The sequence below is a fragment of the Burkholderia sp. YIM B11467 genome (assembly GCF_052952715.1).
This window is the reverse complement of record NZ_JBQVSQ010000002.1, coordinates 326,695-342,698: the sequence shown is the minus strand read 5'-3', so window position 1 is coordinate 342,698 and position 16,004 is coordinate 326,695. Positions and strand designations below refer to the sequence as shown.

Genomic DNA, 16,004 nt, shown 5'->3' with positions numbered 1-16,004 from the left:
TCAATCGGGAAACACCACGCGCAGCGCATCGCTCGCGGGCCGCGCGCAACAGGCGAGCGTCCAGCCGGCTGCAATCTCGTCTTCATCGAGCACGTGGTTGCTGTCGAGCGCGACCTCGCCGCGCTCGATCCGGCACATGCACGCGCCGCATTGCCCCATCCGGCAGGAATTCGGCGCCGGCACGCCTGCGCGCAACATCGCGTCGAGCAGTGTTTCGCCGGGCGCGCTGTCGAACGCGAACGCGTCGCCGTCGAGCACCGTCTCGATCGCCGCGCCGTCGCCGGACGCCGCCGTTGCCGCGGCCGACGCCGCGGTATCGGCCTGCGCCGGCGCATCGGGCAGCGACGCGAACCGCTCGACATGCACGCGCGCACGCGGCAGCCCGAGGCCGAGCATCGCGGTCAGCGCGTTCTCCATGAACAGCGCGGGCCCGCAGATGAACGTCTCCTGCTGGCTGAACGGCCGCGCGAGCTCCTCGAGATGGCGCTGCTGCGGGATGCCCTGCACGCTGTCAAGCCAATGGATCACGCGCACGCGGCCCGGATGGCGCTGCGCGAGCTGCTGCAGCTCGTCGCGGAAAATCACCGAGCGCTCGTCGCGGTTCGCATAGATCAGCGTCAGCATCCCGCGCCCGTGCACGAGCGCCGATTTCAGGATCGACAGCACGGGTGTGATGCCGCTGCCGCCCGCGAACAACAGCAAGTCGCCGTCGAGCGTGCGCGGCGTGAACACGCCGGCCGGCGGCAGCACGTCGAGCGTGTCGCCCGCCTGCACGCGGTCGCACAACCAGTTCGATGCGCGGCCGTCGCGCACGCGCTTGACGGTGATCTTCGGCGCGGCGTCGATGCCGGGCGCGCTCGACAGCGAATAACAGCGCGCGACGGTCGCATCCGCGCACGGCACGTTCAGCGTCAGGAACTGCCCGGGCCGGTACGCAAATGCGTCGCGCAGCGCGGCCGGTACGTCGAACACGAACGAGCACGCGTCGTCGCTTTCGGAAATCACTTCGGCAACAGTCAGCCGGTGGAAGCGCGAATCACTCATCGCCGGCTCCTCACGCTGTGCCGGCGGGATGGCGGGCACGCTCGCCGTGGCCGGTTTCGCGACCGGCAACGACCAGCGCCGCGTTCGACGCAAGCGCCGGTGCGACGTACGCGAACGCGTTCAGCACCTGCGCTGCCGCACCGCCGAGCATGCGCACGATCTCGCGCGCGGCCGATGCGCCGGCATCGCGCCGGGCCTCGTCAACGTTCGCGGTGATGCCGTTCAGTCTGCGTGTCATGGTTCGTCTCTTGCGGATGCTGTAAAACCCGTGCGGCCGTCACGCGGCCACGCGGTTCGCGGGTGCGCCGGGTGTCGTGTAGGCGCCGTCGAGATAGACGAGCGGATCGACGTCGCCGCTCATCAGCACCTCGCGGATGCGCCCGATGAACACCGTATGCGTGCCGTATTCGAAGCGGCCGTCCTGCTCGCACACGAAGCTCGCTTGCGAATCGCGCAGATAAGGAACACCGTGCGGCGACGTGTGCCAATCGCCGGTCGTGAAGCGCGCTTCGCCCTTCAGGCGGCCGCTGCAGTCGATCGCGATGCCTTCGTGGCGCGCCGACAGCACGTTCACGCAGAACGGCGCACCCGCATCGAGCGGCGGATACAGCGACGCGGTGCGGTTGATGCAGATCAGCAGCGACGGCGGATCGGTCGACAGCGAATCGACCGCCGTCGCGGACATCGAGTAGCGCCGGCCGTCGTGCGCGCTGCTGATGACCGTGACGGAGCGCGCGAGGCGGCGCATCGCGAGCAGCATGTCGGTGCGCAGCGGGTGGGTGGTGAGATCGCTCATGGTCGGACTCCGTCAAGTTCAGTCGTGGATGGCCGGGCTGGCCGGCCGCCGGCGTCGGCCGCCTGCGCGGCCAGGTGGTCGGCGGCGATGAAACCGAAGGTCATCGCCGGGCCGAGCGTCGAGCCCGCGCCGGGGTAGCTCGTGCCCATCATCGATGCGCTGGTGTTGCCGATTGCATAGAGGCCGTCGATCGGCGCGCCGTCGGCGCGCAGCACGCGGGCCAACGCGTCGGTGACGAGCCCGCCCTTCGTGCCGATGTCGCCCGCGTCGATCCGCACCGCGTAGAACGGCGCCTGGTCGACCGGCCCGAGGCACGGGTTCGGGGTGTTCTGCGGATCGCCGTAGTAGGTGTCGAACGCGTTGTCGCCCTTGCCGAACGCTTCGTCGATGCCGGTGACCGCGTAGCGCGCCATGTCGCGCAGCGTGTCGTGCAGGCCGGCCGCGTCGACGCCGATCCGCGCGGCGAGCGCGTCGATCGTGTCGGCCTTCACGAGTACGTCGCGAAACGCTGCGGGAATCCGCGAGTCGGGCATCATCGATGCCGGCATGATCGGCCCGCACGGATACTTGCGGCGAAAACGCGCGTCGAACACCATCCACGCTGGCACGCTCACGCCGGTGCGCGCATGGTCGCGATACATCGCCGGCACGAATTCGGAATACGGCGCGGCCTCGTTGACGAAGCGCTTGCCGAGACGGTTGACGATCACGCAGCCCGGCAGGTTGCGTTCGACGAACAGCGCGCGCTGCTTCTCCTCGCCGGCAACACCGACCGTCGGCGCGCCCCACACGTGTTCCATCAGCGCCAGCGCACCGCCGAGCCGATGGCCTTCGGCGATCGCGTCGCCGGTGTTCGACGGCGGCGTCGCGCTCCACTGCGCCTGCGTCGGCTGCGGCAGGTAGCGCTCGCGCATCGGCTGGTTGCGCTCGAAGCCACCGGCACCGAGGATCACGCCACGCCGCGCGGCGATCGTCACCGGTTGCCCGAAGCGCTGCGCGCGCACGCCGGTCACGCGGCCGTCCACGTCGAGCAGGTCGCGCATCGGCGTGTCGAGCCACACGGGCACGTTGCGGTCGAGCAGCGCGCGGCGCAGCCCGCCGATCAGCGCGTTGCCGAGCGTCAGGCGCCGGTCGCGCCGCGTGCGGCGGCGCATCCCGAGGTCGAGCCAGTAGCGGCCGAACTGTGCGATCGCGAGCTTCATGAAGCCGGGCCCGCGCGAGAACAGCGTGTGCGCTTCCTTCGACGTCACCGCGACGCGCCCGCCGATCAGCGTGCCGGGCGACGGCGGCCGCAGCCGGTCGAACTCGTCGCCGAGCAGCCCGCCGTCGAACGGCAGCGGATCGAGCGCGCGGTAACCCGGCATCGCACCCGGCACCTTCTGGAAATAGTCCGCGTACTTCGGCAATGACTGGTAACGCACGGGCGTCTTCGATTCCAGGTAGCGCAGCATCTGCGGTGCCTGGTCGAGATACGCGTCGAGCTTGTCGGGCGTCGACGCGCCGGCCACGCACGCTTCGATGTAGCGGCGCGCGGCCTCACGCGTATCGGTCACGCCGAGCGCCGCGATATGGTGGTTGCACGGCACCCAGATGCCGCCGCCCGATACGGCCGACGTGCCGCCGTACAGCGCCGTCTTCTCGATCACGACGACGGACAGGCCGCGGTCGGCCGCGCGGCACGCGGCGAGCAGCGCGCCCGCGCCCGAACCGACGACCACCACGTCGAACACGTATTGCTGTGCTTGCGGGTCGCTCATCTCGGCCTCGTCAGATGAAGAAGTCGGTGTTCTCGCGGCCGAGCATTACGGCGCCGAGGTTCTGGCCGAAGCGGTCCACGTTGTTCGCGTAGTGCGCGCGGGCCGCGTGCAGGTCGAGGAAGCGGCGCACCAGCGGATTGCGGTGATAGATGCCGTTGCCGCCCGCGTAGCGCAGCAGCGCGTTCGCGGCCTGCGCGCAGCGCTCGGCGACCTGCGCGGACTGGTAGCGGAAATGCACGCGGCGCTCGATCGACACGGCCGGGCCGCCGGTGACGGACGCCATCAGTTCGGCGAAATTGCGTTTGAGCAGCACCTTCATCTCGTCGATCGCGACGGCCGCGTTCGCGCACGCGTTCTGCGCGCCCGGATCGTCGGTCGTCTTCGCGCCGCTGTTCGCGGACACCCGCGTCGCCGCATAACCGGTGAAATCGTCGAGCGCGCCCTGCAGCGCGCCGATGCACGACGTGCACACCGCGCGCACGAAGATCTGCGCGAACGGCAGCTTGAACAGCGGCGCATCGTTCACCGCGAGGCCGGGGCTGGTGCCCATCATCCCGTCGATCGCCTTGTGCGTGCGGTACGCGGGCACGAACACGTCGTCGACGACGATGTCGTGGCTGCCGGTCGCGCGCAGGCCGAGCACGTCCCAGTCCTGCTGGATCCGGTAGTCGGATTTCGGCAGCAGGAAGGTCCGGTATTCGGGCGGCTGGCCGGCAACGGCTGCCGGCACCAGCGCGCCGAGGAACACCCATTCGCACAGTTCGCTGCCGCTCGAGAACTTCCAGTGGCCCGACAGGCGGAAACCGCCGTCGACCGGCGTCACGCGGCCGACCGGCATGTAGGTCGACGCGATCAGCGTCGCCGGGTCGTTGCCCCATACATCCTGCTGCGCGCGCTCGTCGAACAGCGCGAGCTGCCAGTTGTGCACGCCGACGACGCCGTACACCCACGCGGTCGACATGCAGCCGCGCGCGAGCGCCATCTGGATGTCGAAGAAGGTCTGCGGATCGAGCTCGTAGCCGCCGTAGCGCTTCGGCTGCAGCACCTTGAAGAAGCCGGCGGCCTGCATGTCGGCGATCGTCTCGGCCGGGATGCGGCCCTGCGCTTCCGCCTGCGCGGCACGGCCGGCCAGCGTCGGCGCAAGCGCCTCGGCCCGGGCGATCAGCGTGGCGGCCAGTGCGTTCGTATCGTTGTCGCGATGCACGAATGTCTCCTGTGGAACGGAGCGCGCGCCGCGGCGCCGGCTCCGGTCTCTCTCAAAGTTGTTCGTCGCGGCCCGCGCCGCGAGCGATGGGTCCTGCCGCCGATGGTCGGCGTCGCGCGCCCGCGCCGCATCGTCCGAAGGGACGACGGGCGCGGCGCGGCCGGCCTTACGCGCAGGCCCGTTCCTTTTCCTTGTTGAAGAACGGGATCACGTGCTCGCCGATGTTGCGGATCGTCTCCAGCTGCGCTTCATGCGGCACCGTGCCCATCTGGCACAGGAACAGCACTTCGTCGACGCCCGCCTCCTGCAGGCGGCCGACGTAGCCGATGCAGTCGTCCACCGTGCCGTACGCGTGGTTCGGGTTCATCATCGCGAGCGCCGGGTCGGCGAAGTTCACGACGACTTCCTCCGACGCGAAGCGCGAGCGGATCACCATCTCGCCGGTGTCGGCCTGCACGAGGTCGTCGCCCCACTTCGCCGGGTCCGGACGCTCGCCGCCCGTGTACCAGTACGCGAGCGATTCCATGAAATAACGCTGGCCGCGGATGCCGATCTTGCGGGCCGCCTGGCCGTCGGCCATCACGACCGTCGGGCACAGCGCCGCGAGGTGCTGGGTCGGGCGGAAACCGACCTGGTCTTCCGGCTTGCGGTTCGCCCACGCTTCGCGGTACACCGCGTTCTTCTTCGCGACTTCGTCCGGGCCGCCGAAACCGAGCACCAGCGCGCCCATCCCGCGCTGGCCGGCGCGCAGCAGCGCGTCGGTGTTCGTGCACGCGAGATACATCGGCGGGTGCGGATCCTGGAACGGCTTCGGGTGGATCGGGCGCTTCGGGATCTTGATGTACTTGCCGTCGTGCTCGATCTCGTCTTGCACGAACATCTTCGGCACCAGGTACATCGACTCGTCGATCATCGGCTGCAGTTCGTTGAGGTCGTAGCCGAACGCGCCCGCTTCCTGCTGGCTGCCGCCCTTGCCGACACCGAAATGCACGCGGCCGCCCGACAGGATGTCGAGCAGCGCGACGCGCTCGGCGACCTTGATCGGGTGATTCATCGCCGGCGGCAGGCACACGACGCCGTGGCCGAGGCCGATGCGCGTCGTGCGGCCGGCCAGGTACGCAAGGAAGGTTTCCGGCGCGCTCATGTGCGCATAGTTGGTCAGCGACGTGTGCTCCACGCACCAGATCGTGTCGAAGCCGACCTGCTCGGCGAGCAGCGCCTGTTCGACCGTCTCCTTGAACACCCGGTGGTCGCCCTCGCGCGATGCGTCGGTGGTCTGGGCTTCGTAGATGAGGGAAAACTTCATTGCGTGCGTCTCCATGTTTGTTGGACGAGTCGGGGTCGTGCGGCCCGCCCGCACGATACGGACCAATAGCGACGGTCCACGAATGGGAGTGTCGGCGCGCGGGCGGGCGCGGGCATCGTCTGTTTGGAGTAACGGCATGCCGGCGGGGACAGAGGGGTTTCACGGTCATCCGATCGGACTGCGTGAACGCGCGAACGGCGCGCTAGCATCGAGCGGCGGCGCATTGCACGCCGCCCACATCAAGACAAGGGAGATCCGGGATGAAGGTATCGATGCTGCTGTATCCGGTCGACGACATCGACACGGCGTTGCCGCTGTTCGTCGACGGGCTGGGCCTGAGCGTGAAGTTCCGCGACGGCGACCGCTATTGCGCGCTCGACGGCGGCCCGCTGACGATCGCGCTGGTGGCCGGCGACGAGCAGATCGTCGAGCGCGCGGCGCTCACGCTGCGGGTCGACGAGGACGATGATCTGTATGCGGCGATGGCGCGGGTCGTGAAGGCCGGTGCATCGGTGCGCGTGCCCGTGCAGGCCGGGCCGCACGAATTTCGCGCGGTGCTGGAGGACAAGAACGGCGCGCTGCTGGTGATTTCGCAGAAACGGTCGGCATGACGATGTGCGGCGCGGGCACCGGATGCGCGCGAATCACGCGTGGCAGGTGCGGCAGGCGCGCTACGCGTCCGCGCCCGGCGCGCGCAGGTCGCTGGTTTCCAGCAGTTCAAGCAGCGTGCCGGCCGGCTGGCTGAGCCGCTTCGCGGCCAGCGCGATGAATTCGACGTCGGGCAGCACCGGCAGCCCGTCGCCGTTCACGGGCGGCGCCAGGCCGCGCGCCGACAGATACTGGGATGTCGCGGTGAGCCCCAGCCCGGCACGGGCGGCCGCGATGCAGCCCGGCTGGCTGCTGCTCGAACACACGACTTCCCAGCCGATCCCCTTTTCCGCGAGCGCGTTCAGCACGACCGCGCGCGTGACGCTCGGCTCGGCGACCAGCACGAGCGGCAGCGGCCGCTCCAGATCGACGACGGTGCCGGGCCGCGCGACCCATTCGAGCCGCGCGCGCAACAGCGGCGTGCCGCGCCGCTCGCCGAGCCGCCGCTTGCCGACCATCAGGTCGAGCGCGCCCGCGTCCATCAGTTCGTAGAGCCGGCTCGTCATGCCGGTCGTGATCTCCAGCGCGACGTCGGGGTGCGCGGCGCGGAACGCCGCGAGCACGTCCGGCAGCGCGACGAGCGCGAGATCGTCCGACGCGCCGAGCCGCACGCGCCCCTGCAGCCGCGGCTTGCGGAACTGCGATTCCGCGCGGTTCAGCGCCTGCAGGATCACGTTCGCATGCACGAGCAGCGCCTCGCCGTCGGCCGTCATCGCGATCGAATGCGTGTCGCGCACGAACAGCCGCCGGCCGACGCTCTCTTCGAGGCGACGGATGTGTTCGCTGACGCTCGACTGGTTGAGCCCGAGCTGCCGGCCCGCTTCGGTGAAGCTGCGGCAGTTCGTGACGGTCGCGAACGTCTTGAGCCAGACGGGATTGAGCATCCTGCATTGTCATCGGCATAAACGATGACAGTCAATGTCTTCAGTCGGCTTCCCGATGACCATCGGAATCGGTACCATCGAGCGCTTGAAGACCGGCAGGCACCGCGCGACCGCGCAGCGGCGCCACCCGCGCCGGGCTTTCGCACCACCGATTTCGCCATGTCCCGGGAACCCACTCACTCCGTGCTGCTCTGGATCGTCGCCGCTGCGTTCTTCATGCAGTCGCTCGACACGACGATCGTCAACACCGCGCTGCCTTCGATCGCGCAAAGCCTGCACGCGTCGCCGCTTGCGATGCAGCCGGTCGTGGTCGCCTACACGCTGATGATGGCGATGCTCACGCCGGCGTCCGGCTGGCTCGCCGACCGGTTCGGCACGCGCCGCGTGTTCTCGGTCGCGATCCTCGTGTTCGTGCTCGCGTCGATCGGCTGCGCGGCGTCGCATACGCTCGGCCAGCTCGTCGTCGCGCGCGCCGTCCAAGGCATCGGCGGCTCGATGCTGCTGCCGATCGGGCGGCTCGCCGTGCTGCGCCGCGTGCCGGGCGAACAATACGTCGCGGCGATCGCGTTCGTGTCGATCGCCGGCCAGCTCGGCCCGATCGTCGGGCCGACGCTCGGCGGCTGGCTCACGCAGGCGATTTCATGGCACTGGGTGTTCATCGTCAACGTGCCGGTCGGCGTGGTCGGCTACGTTGCCGTGCAGCGTTACCTGCCGCACGACCAGGCCAAACAGCCGCCGCCGTTCGACTTCGTCGGCTGCGCGCTGTTGTCGGTCGCGATGATCGCGCTGTCGCTCGCGATCGACCCGCCGATGTCCGCGCACCGCGCCGCCTGGGCGGCCGGGCTCGCGGTGCTCGGGCTGGCGAGCGCGCTGGCGTACCTGCCGCACGCGCGGCGGCGCGCGCAGCCGCTGTTCCGGCTCGGGCTGTTCCGCGAGCCGAACTTCGGTTCGGGGCTGCTCGGCAACCTGCTGTGCCGGATCGGCACGAGTTCGGTGCCGTTCATGCTGCCGCTGCTGATGCAGGTGCAGCTCGGTTATACGCCGCTGCAGTCGGGGCTGATGATGCTGCCGGCCGCGATCGCGGGCGTCATCGCGAAACGCTGGATCGCGCCGCTCGTGAAGCGCTTCGGCTACGCGACGTTTCTCGTCGTGAATACGGGGATCGTCGGTTGCGCGATCGCGGGGTTCGCGCTGGTGTCGGCGCGGCCCGCGCCGGTGCTGGAGATCGTGCTGCTGATCGTGTTCGGCACCGCGAACTCGATGCAGTTCGCGGCGATGAACGGCGTGACGCTCAAGGGGCTGTCGCATGCCGACGCCGGCAGCGGCAACAGCCTGTTCACGATGATGCAGATGCTGGCGATGGGGCTCGGCGTGTCGATCGGCGGCGGCCTCGTCAACCTGTTCGCCGCCTATTGGGGCTCGATGGCACGCGGGTTCATGCTGTCGTTCGCGTGCATGGGCGTGGTCACGCTGCTGTCGTCCGTCGTGTTCCGGCGGATCGATACGGCCGCGCCGCCGCGTGCGGTGGCGTCGCGGCCGTCCGTGTGAGCGCGGCCGTCAGTTCGCCTGGCGGCGCTCGACGACGCGCTTGAGCACCCAGCGGATCGACGAGCCGTCGGCCGGCGGCTGCGCGACGTGGTACTCGTCGATTTCGAGCGTGTACAGGTAACCGGGCTGGTATGCGAAACCTTCGATGCCCGCGTACCACAGGCTCCACGGCTCGCTCGGGCTGCTGCGCACCTGCAGGCATTCCATCGGCGCGACGCCCGTGCAGCGCGCGGATTGCGGCGCGACATAGACGGTCTTGGTCACCGGCCGGCCTTCGGCCGGGCGGGCCGCGTTCGGCGCCGTGACGGCCGCGTCGGTCTGGCACCCGGCGAGGAGCGTGCTGCCGGCAATGACGGCGGCGCCGAGCAGCATTCTGGATTGGCGAATCATCTGATGTTCCTCTGGGAGCGTTAGAGGGCCGATTAGACGGCCGGCACGCCGAGAAAGTTCACAAATAGCTTACAGAAGCGAATCCCCCCCCTCATTCGTGCGATGTGGCGCGCACGCCGACACGTTACCGTGTTCCGGTTCAGCCGCGCGCCTCGCCGCCGGCGGTCCGCACGTGCACGCCGGGCGCCTTGCGACCGGGCGGCCGCAACAGGAGACAACCCGAATGACCACGGCGCCCGCGGCCCTTCCGCCGCACCTTGCCCAATCGAAACTGACGCTCGAGCAATTCGACGCGCTGCTCACGAGAATCTACGAGGGCCCGCTGGAAGACGTGCCGTGGGGCGGCGCGCTCGAACAGATCCGCGCACACCTGCATGCGAACTACGTGACGATGATCCTGCGCTGGCCCGCCAGCGGCCATGCGGGGCTGATGATCAATGCGTCCGACCACAGTGCGCCGCTGCCGGGCGTCGCGTCGTACAACAATTACTATTACGCGCTCGATCCGTTCGTGAACCTGCCGACCGATCGCGTCGTCACCGTCGACGAGCTGCTCGGCGTGGGCGTCTGGCGCAACAGCGCGATGTACGCCGAATTCCTGAAACCGCTCGACGTCGGTTATCTGATGGGCGCCGACCTGCGCACGCATGACGGCGTCGAATGCCGTTTCCGCGTGTGCCGCTCGCATCGCGGCGCCGCGTTCTCCGCGACCGACAAGGCCGCCTGCAACGCGCTGCTGCCGCATCTGAAGCGCGCGGTGCGGCTGCACGCGAAGTTCGGGATGGTCGAATCCGAGCGCACGCTGTATGCGAGCACGATCGACCGCATGCTCGTCGGCACCGCGATTCTCGACGAGCGCGGCGCGATCATGAAGACCAATTCCGTCGCGGACGAGATCTTCGCCGAATGCGACGGCCTGCGCGTGCGCGGCGGCGCGCTCGAAGCGTCGTATCCGCTGGAGGATCGCAAGCTGCAGAAGCTGATCCGCCAGGTGCTCGCGGAACGCGCGGGCGGCGTGCCGTCGGTCGTGCAGGCGATCGCGGTGCCGCGCCCGTCCGGCAAGCCGCGGCTCGGCGTGCTGATCCGCGCGGTGCCGTTGAGCGAATGGTCGGAGGACAATCCGCGCCGGCCGGCGTGCGCGGTGTTCATCCGCGATGCCGAACGCAAGTCGCAGGCGTCGCACGACATCGTGCGCAAGCTGTTCGACCTCACGCCGGCCGAAACCGCGCTGGCGCTCGCGCTCGTCAACGGGCAGACGCTGGAGGAAGCGGCCGACGAACTCGCGATCAGCAAGAACACCGCGCGCTCGCATTTGCGCGCGATTTTTTCGAAGACGGGGGTGACGCGGCAGGCGACGCTCGTGCGGACGTTGTTGAACAGCGTGCTGTCGCTGGGGTGACGCGTTCGCGCCGTGCGATACGTGCGTCGCGCGGTCATGTCGCTCATGCTGCCGGTCTGGCGAGCGTCGTCGATGGCCGATTCACCGCGTGACGATCGTGTACCATCGGCGCTTCCCGATACGCTTCGTCGCGCTGCGTTCGTCCGCTTGGCCACGCCCGCGCGGCACGCACCGCGCTCCCTCTCCGCATGACCCCACCCGTTCCGTCCGACGCCGCGCTGCGCCCGCTGCCGATCGATACGCTGACCGTGCCGGCCGCGCTCGACGGACGCGCGGGCACCAACCGTTCGAGCAGCGCGCATCCGCAGATCGCCGCGACCAACGATCTCGACGCCGTGCGCGCCTGGCTCGCGCGCTTCGTCGATACACCGACCACGTTCCAGAACTACCGCAAGGAAGCCGAGCGCCTGCTGCTGTGGGCCGTGATCGCGTGCGGCAAGCCGCTGTCGTCACTCACGCACGAGGATCTCGTCGTCTACAGGCAGTTCCTGCTCGCGCCCGCGCCGGCCGACCTGTGGTGCGCGAACGGCGGCCGCAAGCATCCGCGCGACGATCCGCGCTGGCGGCCGTTCTACGGGCCGCTGTCGGCGGCCAGCCAGCGGCAGGCGCTGGTGATCCTCAACGTGATGTTCTCGTGGCTCGTGCAGGCCGGTTATCTGGCCGGCAATCCGCTCGCGTTGTCGCGGCAGCGGCAACGCCGGCCCGCGCCGCGCGTCACGCGCCATCTCGGGCAACCGCTGTGGCAGTCGGTCAAGGACGCGATCGCCGCGATGCCGCGCGACGACGCGCGTGCGTGCTTCCACGCCGATCGCGCGCGCTGGCTGTTCACGCTGCTGTATCTCGGCGGGCTGCGCATCACCGAAGCGGCCGACACGACGATGGGCCAGTTCTTCTGCCGGCGCGACGCGCACGGGCACGATCGCTGGTGGCTCGACGTGACGGGCAAAGGCGGCCGGCAGCGGCTCGTGCCGGCCACCGACGAAATGATGGCCGAGCTGTCGCGCTATCGGCGCGCGCACGGCCTGCCCGCGCTGCCGTCCGACGGCGAGCCCACGCCGCTCGTGCTGCCGGTCGGCCAGGCGCGCAAACCGCTCACGCGTGCGGCGCTGCACCGGATCGTCAAGCAGGTGTTCCAGCATGCGGCCGACCGGCTGCGCGCGAACGGCGCGGCCGGCGACGCACAGGCGCGCGTGCTCGAACAGGCGTCCGCGCACTGGCTGCGCCACAGTGCGGGCTCGCATATGGCCGACGGCCGCGTCGACCTGCGGCTCGTGCGCGACAACCTCGGCCACGCATCGCTCACGACGACGAGCCAGTACCTGCACGCGGACGACGACTGGCGCCATCGCGAGACGGAGGAGAAGCACCGGATCGGGTGGTAGGAAGCAGACGCTCCGCGTGCTGCGCGCGAATGCGTATCGCCGATGTCGATGTCGACGCCGGCCCGTGTTTCGTCCCGGTGCTCAGTGAACGAGTTCGAGTCCGCCGAGGCCGCCGTTGCTGCGGCACTTCGCGCGGTCGCTTTCCGTCGGCACGTCGATCTGGCCGCACAACGCGTCGATGCGCTTGCGGTAACTGTCGATCAGGCACTGCGACGTCGTGCAGCGGTTGCGCGCCTTCAGCCACACCTTCTGGCTCGCGACGAACTGGTGATATTCGGGCGGATCCTCGACCGGATAATTCGCGAAGTCGTCCACGACGTGCTTGTAATCCGCGTTAAGTGCATCGTCGAGACGCGACAACGCCGGATTGCCGCAGATTTCACGCTCCACGAACGTGGACGCCTTCGCGCAGTCGAACGACGCGGCCTGCGCGCCGGTCATGCCGGCCGCGACGGCCAGTACAACGAGCCATGCCTTCATGTGGGTGCCGTAGAAAAAACGGCGGCCGCGCATCGGCTCGCCGTGACGGACGAACGGGAACGCTCGCCATCGGATGCCCGTCGCCGAAATCCGGAAGCTTAGGCCAATGCGCATCGCGGTTCAATACACCGCCCCGCTTCCCGGCACCCGCGCCGCGCGGCACGTCACGCCTGATCAGTACACGGCCACCCAATGCCCGGGCACCCATGCCCAGTGATTGCCGGCCCAGCGGTAATGCCCCTTTGCCCAGCGATAACCCGGTGCCGGCGGTGGCGGCGGCACCTCGGCGACGGGCGCGGGCTGCGGCGGCCGCACGGGTTCGACCACGCATGCGGACATCAGCGCGGCACTCACGCTCACCAGCACGGCAAGCGAAACGGATCGGAACTTCATCTTCGATTCTCCCTGTTGTGTCATCGGTCGGCGGAGACGAACGCGGCAACGCGCCGCGTCACGCAACCCCGCGGATCAGGCCGGTCATCGGCCGCGTCTCGCCGCTTTCCGCGAACAGCGCGGACGCGGTGCGGCGGGGATCGAGTCGCAGGCTTTCGGCGGCCGCCCCCGAGATCAGCGCATCGAGCGACGCGGTCGGTTTCAGGTCGCGCCCTTCGTACAGGTCGCCGGGCCGCAGCCCCGGCCAGTCGGCGATCACACGACCGCCCGCGACCGCGCCGCCCGCGAGCATCGCGACCGACGCCTGCCCGTGATCGGTGCCGCCCGTGCCGTTCACCGCGGCCGTGCGGCCGAACTCGGTTGCAACCAGCACCGTGGTGTGCTGCCACGCGGGGCCGAGGCCGTCGCGCAGCGCGGCGAGCATCGTGTCGAGCGCCTTCAACTGATTCGCGAGGCGCGCGTTCTGCGCGCTGTGCGTATCCCAGCCGCCCGTCTCGATCATCGCGATCCTCGGGCCGTCGTCGCGCGCGAGGAAGGTCGCCGCGAGCTTGCCGACGCCCGCCGGATCCTGCCGCGCATGTGCATCGCCGGCGAGGCCGCGTGCGTCCATCGCCGACTGCCACAGCGGGCCGAGCTGCGTGTCGGCCTCGTAGAGCGCCGACACGCGGGCGAGCAGGTCGTCCGGCGCGGCCGGCAAACCGGACGGCGCATACGACGCGGCCTGCACGGTGCCGCGCAACGCGAGTGGCACGGTCGGCGCGAACGCGATCGCGCTTTCGCGCGTCGCCGGCAGCAGCGCGGCGAGCCGGTTCAGCCAGCCGTCCTTCACCTGGTACGGCGCGCGGCCGCCCGTCTCGAGCACGTTCTGGCCGTCGAAATGCGAGCGGTCGCGATACGGCGACGCGATCGCGTGGACGAACAGCGCCTGCCCGTCTCGGTACAACTGCGCGGTCTGCGCGAGCGACGGATGCAGCGCGAACGTGCCGTCGAGCCGCGTCGCGGCCGACGTATCGATCGCGAGTGCACCGCGCAGCGACGCATACGCCGGTTCCGCATACGGGACGACGATGTTCAGGCCGTCGGCCGCGCCGCGCTGGATCACGAACACGAAGCGCCGGTCGGTCTCGACGTTCGCGAACACGATCCGCGGCGCGACGAGGATCGCGCCTGCGCCGGCGGCGGCGACGCTGAGGAATTGTCGGCGGGACAGTGCCATGTTCATCTCCGTTGGAAATCGGGCGATACGAGCAGCAGCGCGAGCGACGTGGTGGCGCTTTCGGCGCGCGACAGCGCGGTCGCCGTCGGCGCGCTCATCGAACCGGCCAGCAGCGTGTTGCCGAGCGTGCGCGGATCGAGCCGGTCGCCGGTACGTGCGGCCAGGCGCTGCGCGATCTCGACGCGGCGCACGAGCGCGTCAGGTGCGGCCCAGCTCGCGGCGACGTCGTCGTAACCGGCCGGCGAACCCGGCCGCCACACCGGCTGGCCGAGCTGCGTGAGCAGCGGCGCGGCCTTCAGCTCGCCCGTGTCGCGCCAGCCGAGCCCGCGCAGCGACGACACGGCCCACTCCCACGGCGTCTTGAACTTGCGGTTGACCGGCGCCCATGCTTCCGGCGCATCGACGAGCGCGCGATAGACGGTCGGCAGGTCGCCGCCGCTCGCATCGAACGCGCGGGCGAGCCGGTCGGTCAGCGCGGGCGGCGGATTGTCGGCGACGAAATGACGGGCCAGCTGGAATGCGATGTGCCGGCCCGTTGCCTGCGAATGCGCGAGGTCGTGCAGGATCGCGCGCGCCTGCGCTTCGCCCGGCTGGTCGTAGGTGCGCCCCATCACCGTGCGCGTGCCCGGCTCGTGCAGCTTCGGGCGGAACACGAACGCGCCGGGCGCGGCATCGCCCGGCTGCGGCCCGTTCCCGCCGGCGATGCTCCAGCCGGTCAGCGCGCGCGCGAATTCCGTCACGTCGGCTTGCGTGTAGCCCGTGCGCACGCCGAGCGTGTGCAGCTCCATGATTTCGCGCGCGAGGTTCTCGTTGAGCCCGCGTTTCGCGGAAGGATTGCGCGCTTGCGCGCGCATCGCGGCCGGGCTGTCGGGGCCGACCGAGCGCGCCTGGTCGAGGAAGATCTGCATCGCGGGATGCTGTTCGACGGCGACGAGCATGTCCTCGAAGCGGCCGAGCACGTGCGGGCGGATCGCGTCGCGTTCGAATGCGCCCGCGTAGGCGGCGACTTGCCCCTTGTCGACCGATACCGCGAAATGGTTCGCCCAGAAATGCACGAGATGCTCGACGAACGGCGCGGGCGTGTTCAACGCGCTGTTCAGTCGCGCGGCGACGGCGCTGCGATACGCGTCGTAGCCGTCACGGCGGATCGATTGCGCGGTCGCGCGTTTCGCGGCCGCGTCGTCGCCCGTCATCGCGTTGCGCGCGTTTGCAAAGCGCGTCGCGAGCGCCACTGCGTCGGGCTCGCCGGCCCACGCGGCGGGCCGCGCGTCGTAACGGTCGAATTGCGCGACCAGCGCCGCCTTCGGGTCGGCAGGCGGTGCTTCGTCGGCCCGCGCGCCGAGACCGAAGCGGTTCAGCGCGATGGCGGCCGGCGTGATGTCGTTCGGGTGGTCCATGACGGGCTCTCTTGCGGTGCGTACCCCCGTTTAACGCGGGGGCGCCGGGAAATCCGTCGCGGGGATGGCAAATATTTTCGGGATCGGGAAAGCAAGGAACGGGAGAGTCGGCGGAGGTGATGCGCGACAACGACGCAAGTCAATCAGGAATTGGGCGGCC

The 16,004-nt window shown here is 69.8% G+C and carries 16 protein-coding genes; 4 read left to right on the top strand and 12 right to left on the bottom strand.

The genetic code is table 11. The features are described 5' to 3' along the window. From ACTRWB_RS08710 to ACTRWB_RS08685, 6 genes are all read right to left on the bottom strand, one after another. Entirely contained in the window at positions 1–1,044 is a 1,044-nt protein-coding gene (locus ACTRWB_RS08710; RefSeq protein ID WP_446901604.1) for a 2Fe-2S iron-sulfur cluster-binding protein, read from the bottom strand. A 10-nt stretch (positions 1,045–1,054) separates the two neighbouring features. Continuing rightward, positions 1,055–1,282 carry a hypothetical protein gene (locus tag ACTRWB_RS08705; protein WP_446901603.1) on the bottom strand — a complete coding sequence of 76 codons (228 nt, stop codon included), beginning with the start codon at positions 1,280–1,282 and terminating at the stop codon, positions 1,055–1,057. 39 nt (positions 1,283–1,321) lie between these two features. After that, positions 1,322–1,840 carry a flavin reductase family protein gene (locus ACTRWB_RS08700; RefSeq protein ID WP_048251065.1) on the bottom strand — a complete coding sequence of 173 codons (519 nt, stop codon included), beginning with the start codon at positions 1,838–1,840 and terminating at the stop codon, positions 1,322–1,324. Beyond that, positions 1,837–3,597 (bottom strand): FAD-dependent oxidoreductase, encoded by a 1,761-nt coding sequence (locus ACTRWB_RS08695; RefSeq protein ID WP_446901602.1) that lies wholly within the window; start codon positions 3,595–3,597, stop codon positions 1,837–1,839. Before ACTRWB_RS08695 ends, ACTRWB_RS08700 begins: the two co-directional genes overlap by 4 nt. 10 nt (positions 3,598–3,607) lie before the next feature. Next, entirely contained in the window at positions 3,608–4,801 is a 1,194-nt protein-coding gene (locus ACTRWB_RS08690) for an acyl-CoA dehydrogenase family protein (protein WP_412024434.1), read from the bottom strand. Between the two features lie 166 nt (positions 4,802–4,967). Further along, positions 4,968–6,107, bottom strand: coding sequence for an LLM class flavin-dependent oxidoreductase (locus tag ACTRWB_RS08685; RefSeq protein ID WP_129515035.1), 1,140 nt, complete (start codon positions 6,105–6,107; stop codon positions 4,968–4,970). A 260-nt stretch (positions 6,108–6,367) separates the two neighbouring features. Between ACTRWB_RS08685 and ACTRWB_RS08680 the strand changes: the two genes are divergently transcribed. After that, positions 6,368–6,718 carry a VOC family protein gene (locus ACTRWB_RS08680; RefSeq protein ID WP_129515036.1) on the top strand — a complete coding sequence of 117 codons (351 nt, stop codon included), beginning with the start codon at positions 6,368–6,370 and terminating at the stop codon, positions 6,716–6,718. A gap of 60 nt (positions 6,719–6,778) precedes the next feature. On the opposite strand, the gene ACTRWB_RS08675 is transcribed toward ACTRWB_RS08680, so the two are convergent. Continuing rightward, complete coding sequence (locus ACTRWB_RS08675; protein ID WP_129515037.1) at positions 6,779–7,639, bottom strand: LysR family transcriptional regulator; 861 nt, start codon at positions 7,637–7,639, stop codon at positions 6,779–6,781. 159 nt (positions 7,640–7,798) lie between these two features. On the opposite strand from ACTRWB_RS08675, the gene ACTRWB_RS08670 reads away from it, so the two are divergent. Beyond that, positions 7,799–9,187 carry a DHA2 family efflux MFS transporter permease subunit gene (locus ACTRWB_RS08670; RefSeq protein ID WP_446901601.1) on the top strand — a complete coding sequence of 463 codons (1,389 nt, stop codon included), beginning with the start codon at positions 7,799–7,801 and terminating at the stop codon, positions 9,185–9,187. Between the two features lie 9 nt (positions 9,188–9,196). Here ACTRWB_RS08670 and ACTRWB_RS08665 read toward each other — a convergent pair whose 3' ends face one another. Further along, complete coding sequence (locus tag ACTRWB_RS08665) at positions 9,197–9,577, bottom strand: DUF4377 domain-containing protein (RefSeq protein WP_446901600.1); 381 nt, start codon at positions 9,575–9,577, stop codon at positions 9,197–9,199. 223 nt (positions 9,578–9,800) lie between these two features. Here ACTRWB_RS08665 and ACTRWB_RS08660 point away from each other — a divergent pair, with 223 nt between their 5' ends. Both ACTRWB_RS08660 and ACTRWB_RS08655 read left to right on the top strand, forming a co-directional pair. Then, positions 9,801–10,976, top strand: coding sequence for a helix-turn-helix transcriptional regulator (locus ACTRWB_RS08660; protein ID WP_193100404.1), 1,176 nt, complete (start codon positions 9,801–9,803; stop codon positions 10,974–10,976). A 188-nt stretch (positions 10,977–11,164) separates the two neighbouring features. Next, positions 11,165–12,358, top strand: coding sequence for a tyrosine-type recombinase/integrase (locus ACTRWB_RS08655; RefSeq protein WP_446901599.1), 1,194 nt, complete (start codon positions 11,165–11,167; stop codon positions 12,356–12,358). 81 nt (positions 12,359–12,439) lie between these two features. On the opposite strand, the gene ACTRWB_RS08650 is transcribed toward ACTRWB_RS08655, so the two are convergent. The 4 genes from ACTRWB_RS08650 to ACTRWB_RS08635 form a co-directional block, all read right to left on the bottom strand. Then, positions 12,440–12,838, bottom strand: a complete 399-nt coding sequence (locus tag ACTRWB_RS08650; RefSeq protein ID WP_446901598.1) for a lysozyme inhibitor LprI family protein — start codon at positions 12,836–12,838, stop codon at positions 12,440–12,442. Between the two features lie 174 nt (positions 12,839–13,012). Beyond that, positions 13,013–13,231 (bottom strand): YXWGXW repeat-containing protein, encoded by a 219-nt coding sequence (locus ACTRWB_RS08645; RefSeq protein WP_129515042.1) that lies wholly within the window; start codon positions 13,229–13,231, stop codon positions 13,013–13,015. A gap of 58 nt (positions 13,232–13,289) precedes the next feature. After that, positions 13,290–14,447: a DUF1501 domain-containing protein gene (locus tag ACTRWB_RS08640; protein WP_446901597.1), complete on the bottom strand. Its 1,158-nt coding sequence runs from the start codon at positions 14,445–14,447 to the stop codon at positions 13,290–13,292. A gap of 2 nt (positions 14,448–14,449) precedes the next feature. After that, entirely contained in the window at positions 14,450–15,844 is a 1,395-nt protein-coding gene (locus ACTRWB_RS08635) for a DUF1800 domain-containing protein (protein WP_048251054.1), read from the bottom strand. Positions 15,845–16,004 lie beyond the last annotated feature (160 nt).

Coding starts and splice junctions, on each gene's coding strand:
- ACTRWB_RS08710 (WP_446901604.1), bottom strand. CDS start 1,044: ATGAGTGATTCGCGCTTCCACCGGCTGACTGTTGCCGAAGTGATTTCC.
- ACTRWB_RS08705 (WP_446901603.1), bottom strand. CDS start 1,282: ATGACACGCAGACTGAACGGCATCACCGCGAACGTTGACGAGGCCCGG.
- ACTRWB_RS08700 (WP_048251065.1), bottom strand. CDS start 1,840: ATGAGCGATCTCACCACCCACCCGCTGCGCACCGACATGCTGCTCGCG.
- ACTRWB_RS08695 (WP_446901602.1), bottom strand. CDS start 3,597: ATGAGCGACCCGCAAGCACAGCAATACGTGTTCGACGTGGTGGTCGTC.
- ACTRWB_RS08685 (WP_129515035.1), bottom strand. CDS start 6,107: ATGAAGTTTTCCCTCATCTACGAAGCCCAGACCACCGACGCATCGCGC.
- ACTRWB_RS08680 (WP_129515036.1), top strand. CDS start 6,368: ATGAAGGTATCGATGCTGCTGTATCCGGTCGACGACATCGACACGGCG.
- ACTRWB_RS08675 (WP_129515037.1), bottom strand. CDS start 7,639: ATGCTCAATCCCGTCTGGCTCAAGACGTTCGCGACCGTCACGAACTGC.
- ACTRWB_RS08670 (WP_446901601.1), top strand. CDS start 7,799: ATGTCCCGGGAACCCACTCACTCCGTGCTGCTCTGGATCGTCGCCGCT.
- ACTRWB_RS08665 (WP_446901600.1), bottom strand. CDS start 9,577: ATGATTCGCCAATCCAGAATGCTGCTCGGCGCCGCCGTCATTGCCGGC.
- ACTRWB_RS08660 (WP_193100404.1), top strand. CDS start 9,801: ATGACCACGGCGCCCGCGGCCCTTCCGCCGCACCTTGCCCAATCGAAA.
- ACTRWB_RS08655 (WP_446901599.1), top strand. CDS start 11,165: ATGACCCCACCCGTTCCGTCCGACGCCGCGCTGCGCCCGCTGCCGATC.
- ACTRWB_RS08650 (WP_446901598.1), bottom strand. CDS start 12,838: ATGAAGGCATGGCTCGTTGTACTGGCCGTCGCGGCCGGCATGACCGGC.
- ACTRWB_RS08645 (WP_129515042.1), bottom strand. CDS start 13,231: ATGAAGTTCCGATCCGTTTCGCTTGCCGTGCTGGTGAGCGTGAGTGCC.
- ACTRWB_RS08640 (WP_446901597.1), bottom strand. CDS start 14,447: ATGGCACTGTCCCGCCGACAATTCCTCAGCGTCGCCGCCGCCGGCGCA.
- ACTRWB_RS08635 (WP_048251054.1), bottom strand. CDS start 15,844: ATGGACCACCCGAACGACATCACGCCGGCCGCCATCGCGCTGAACCGC.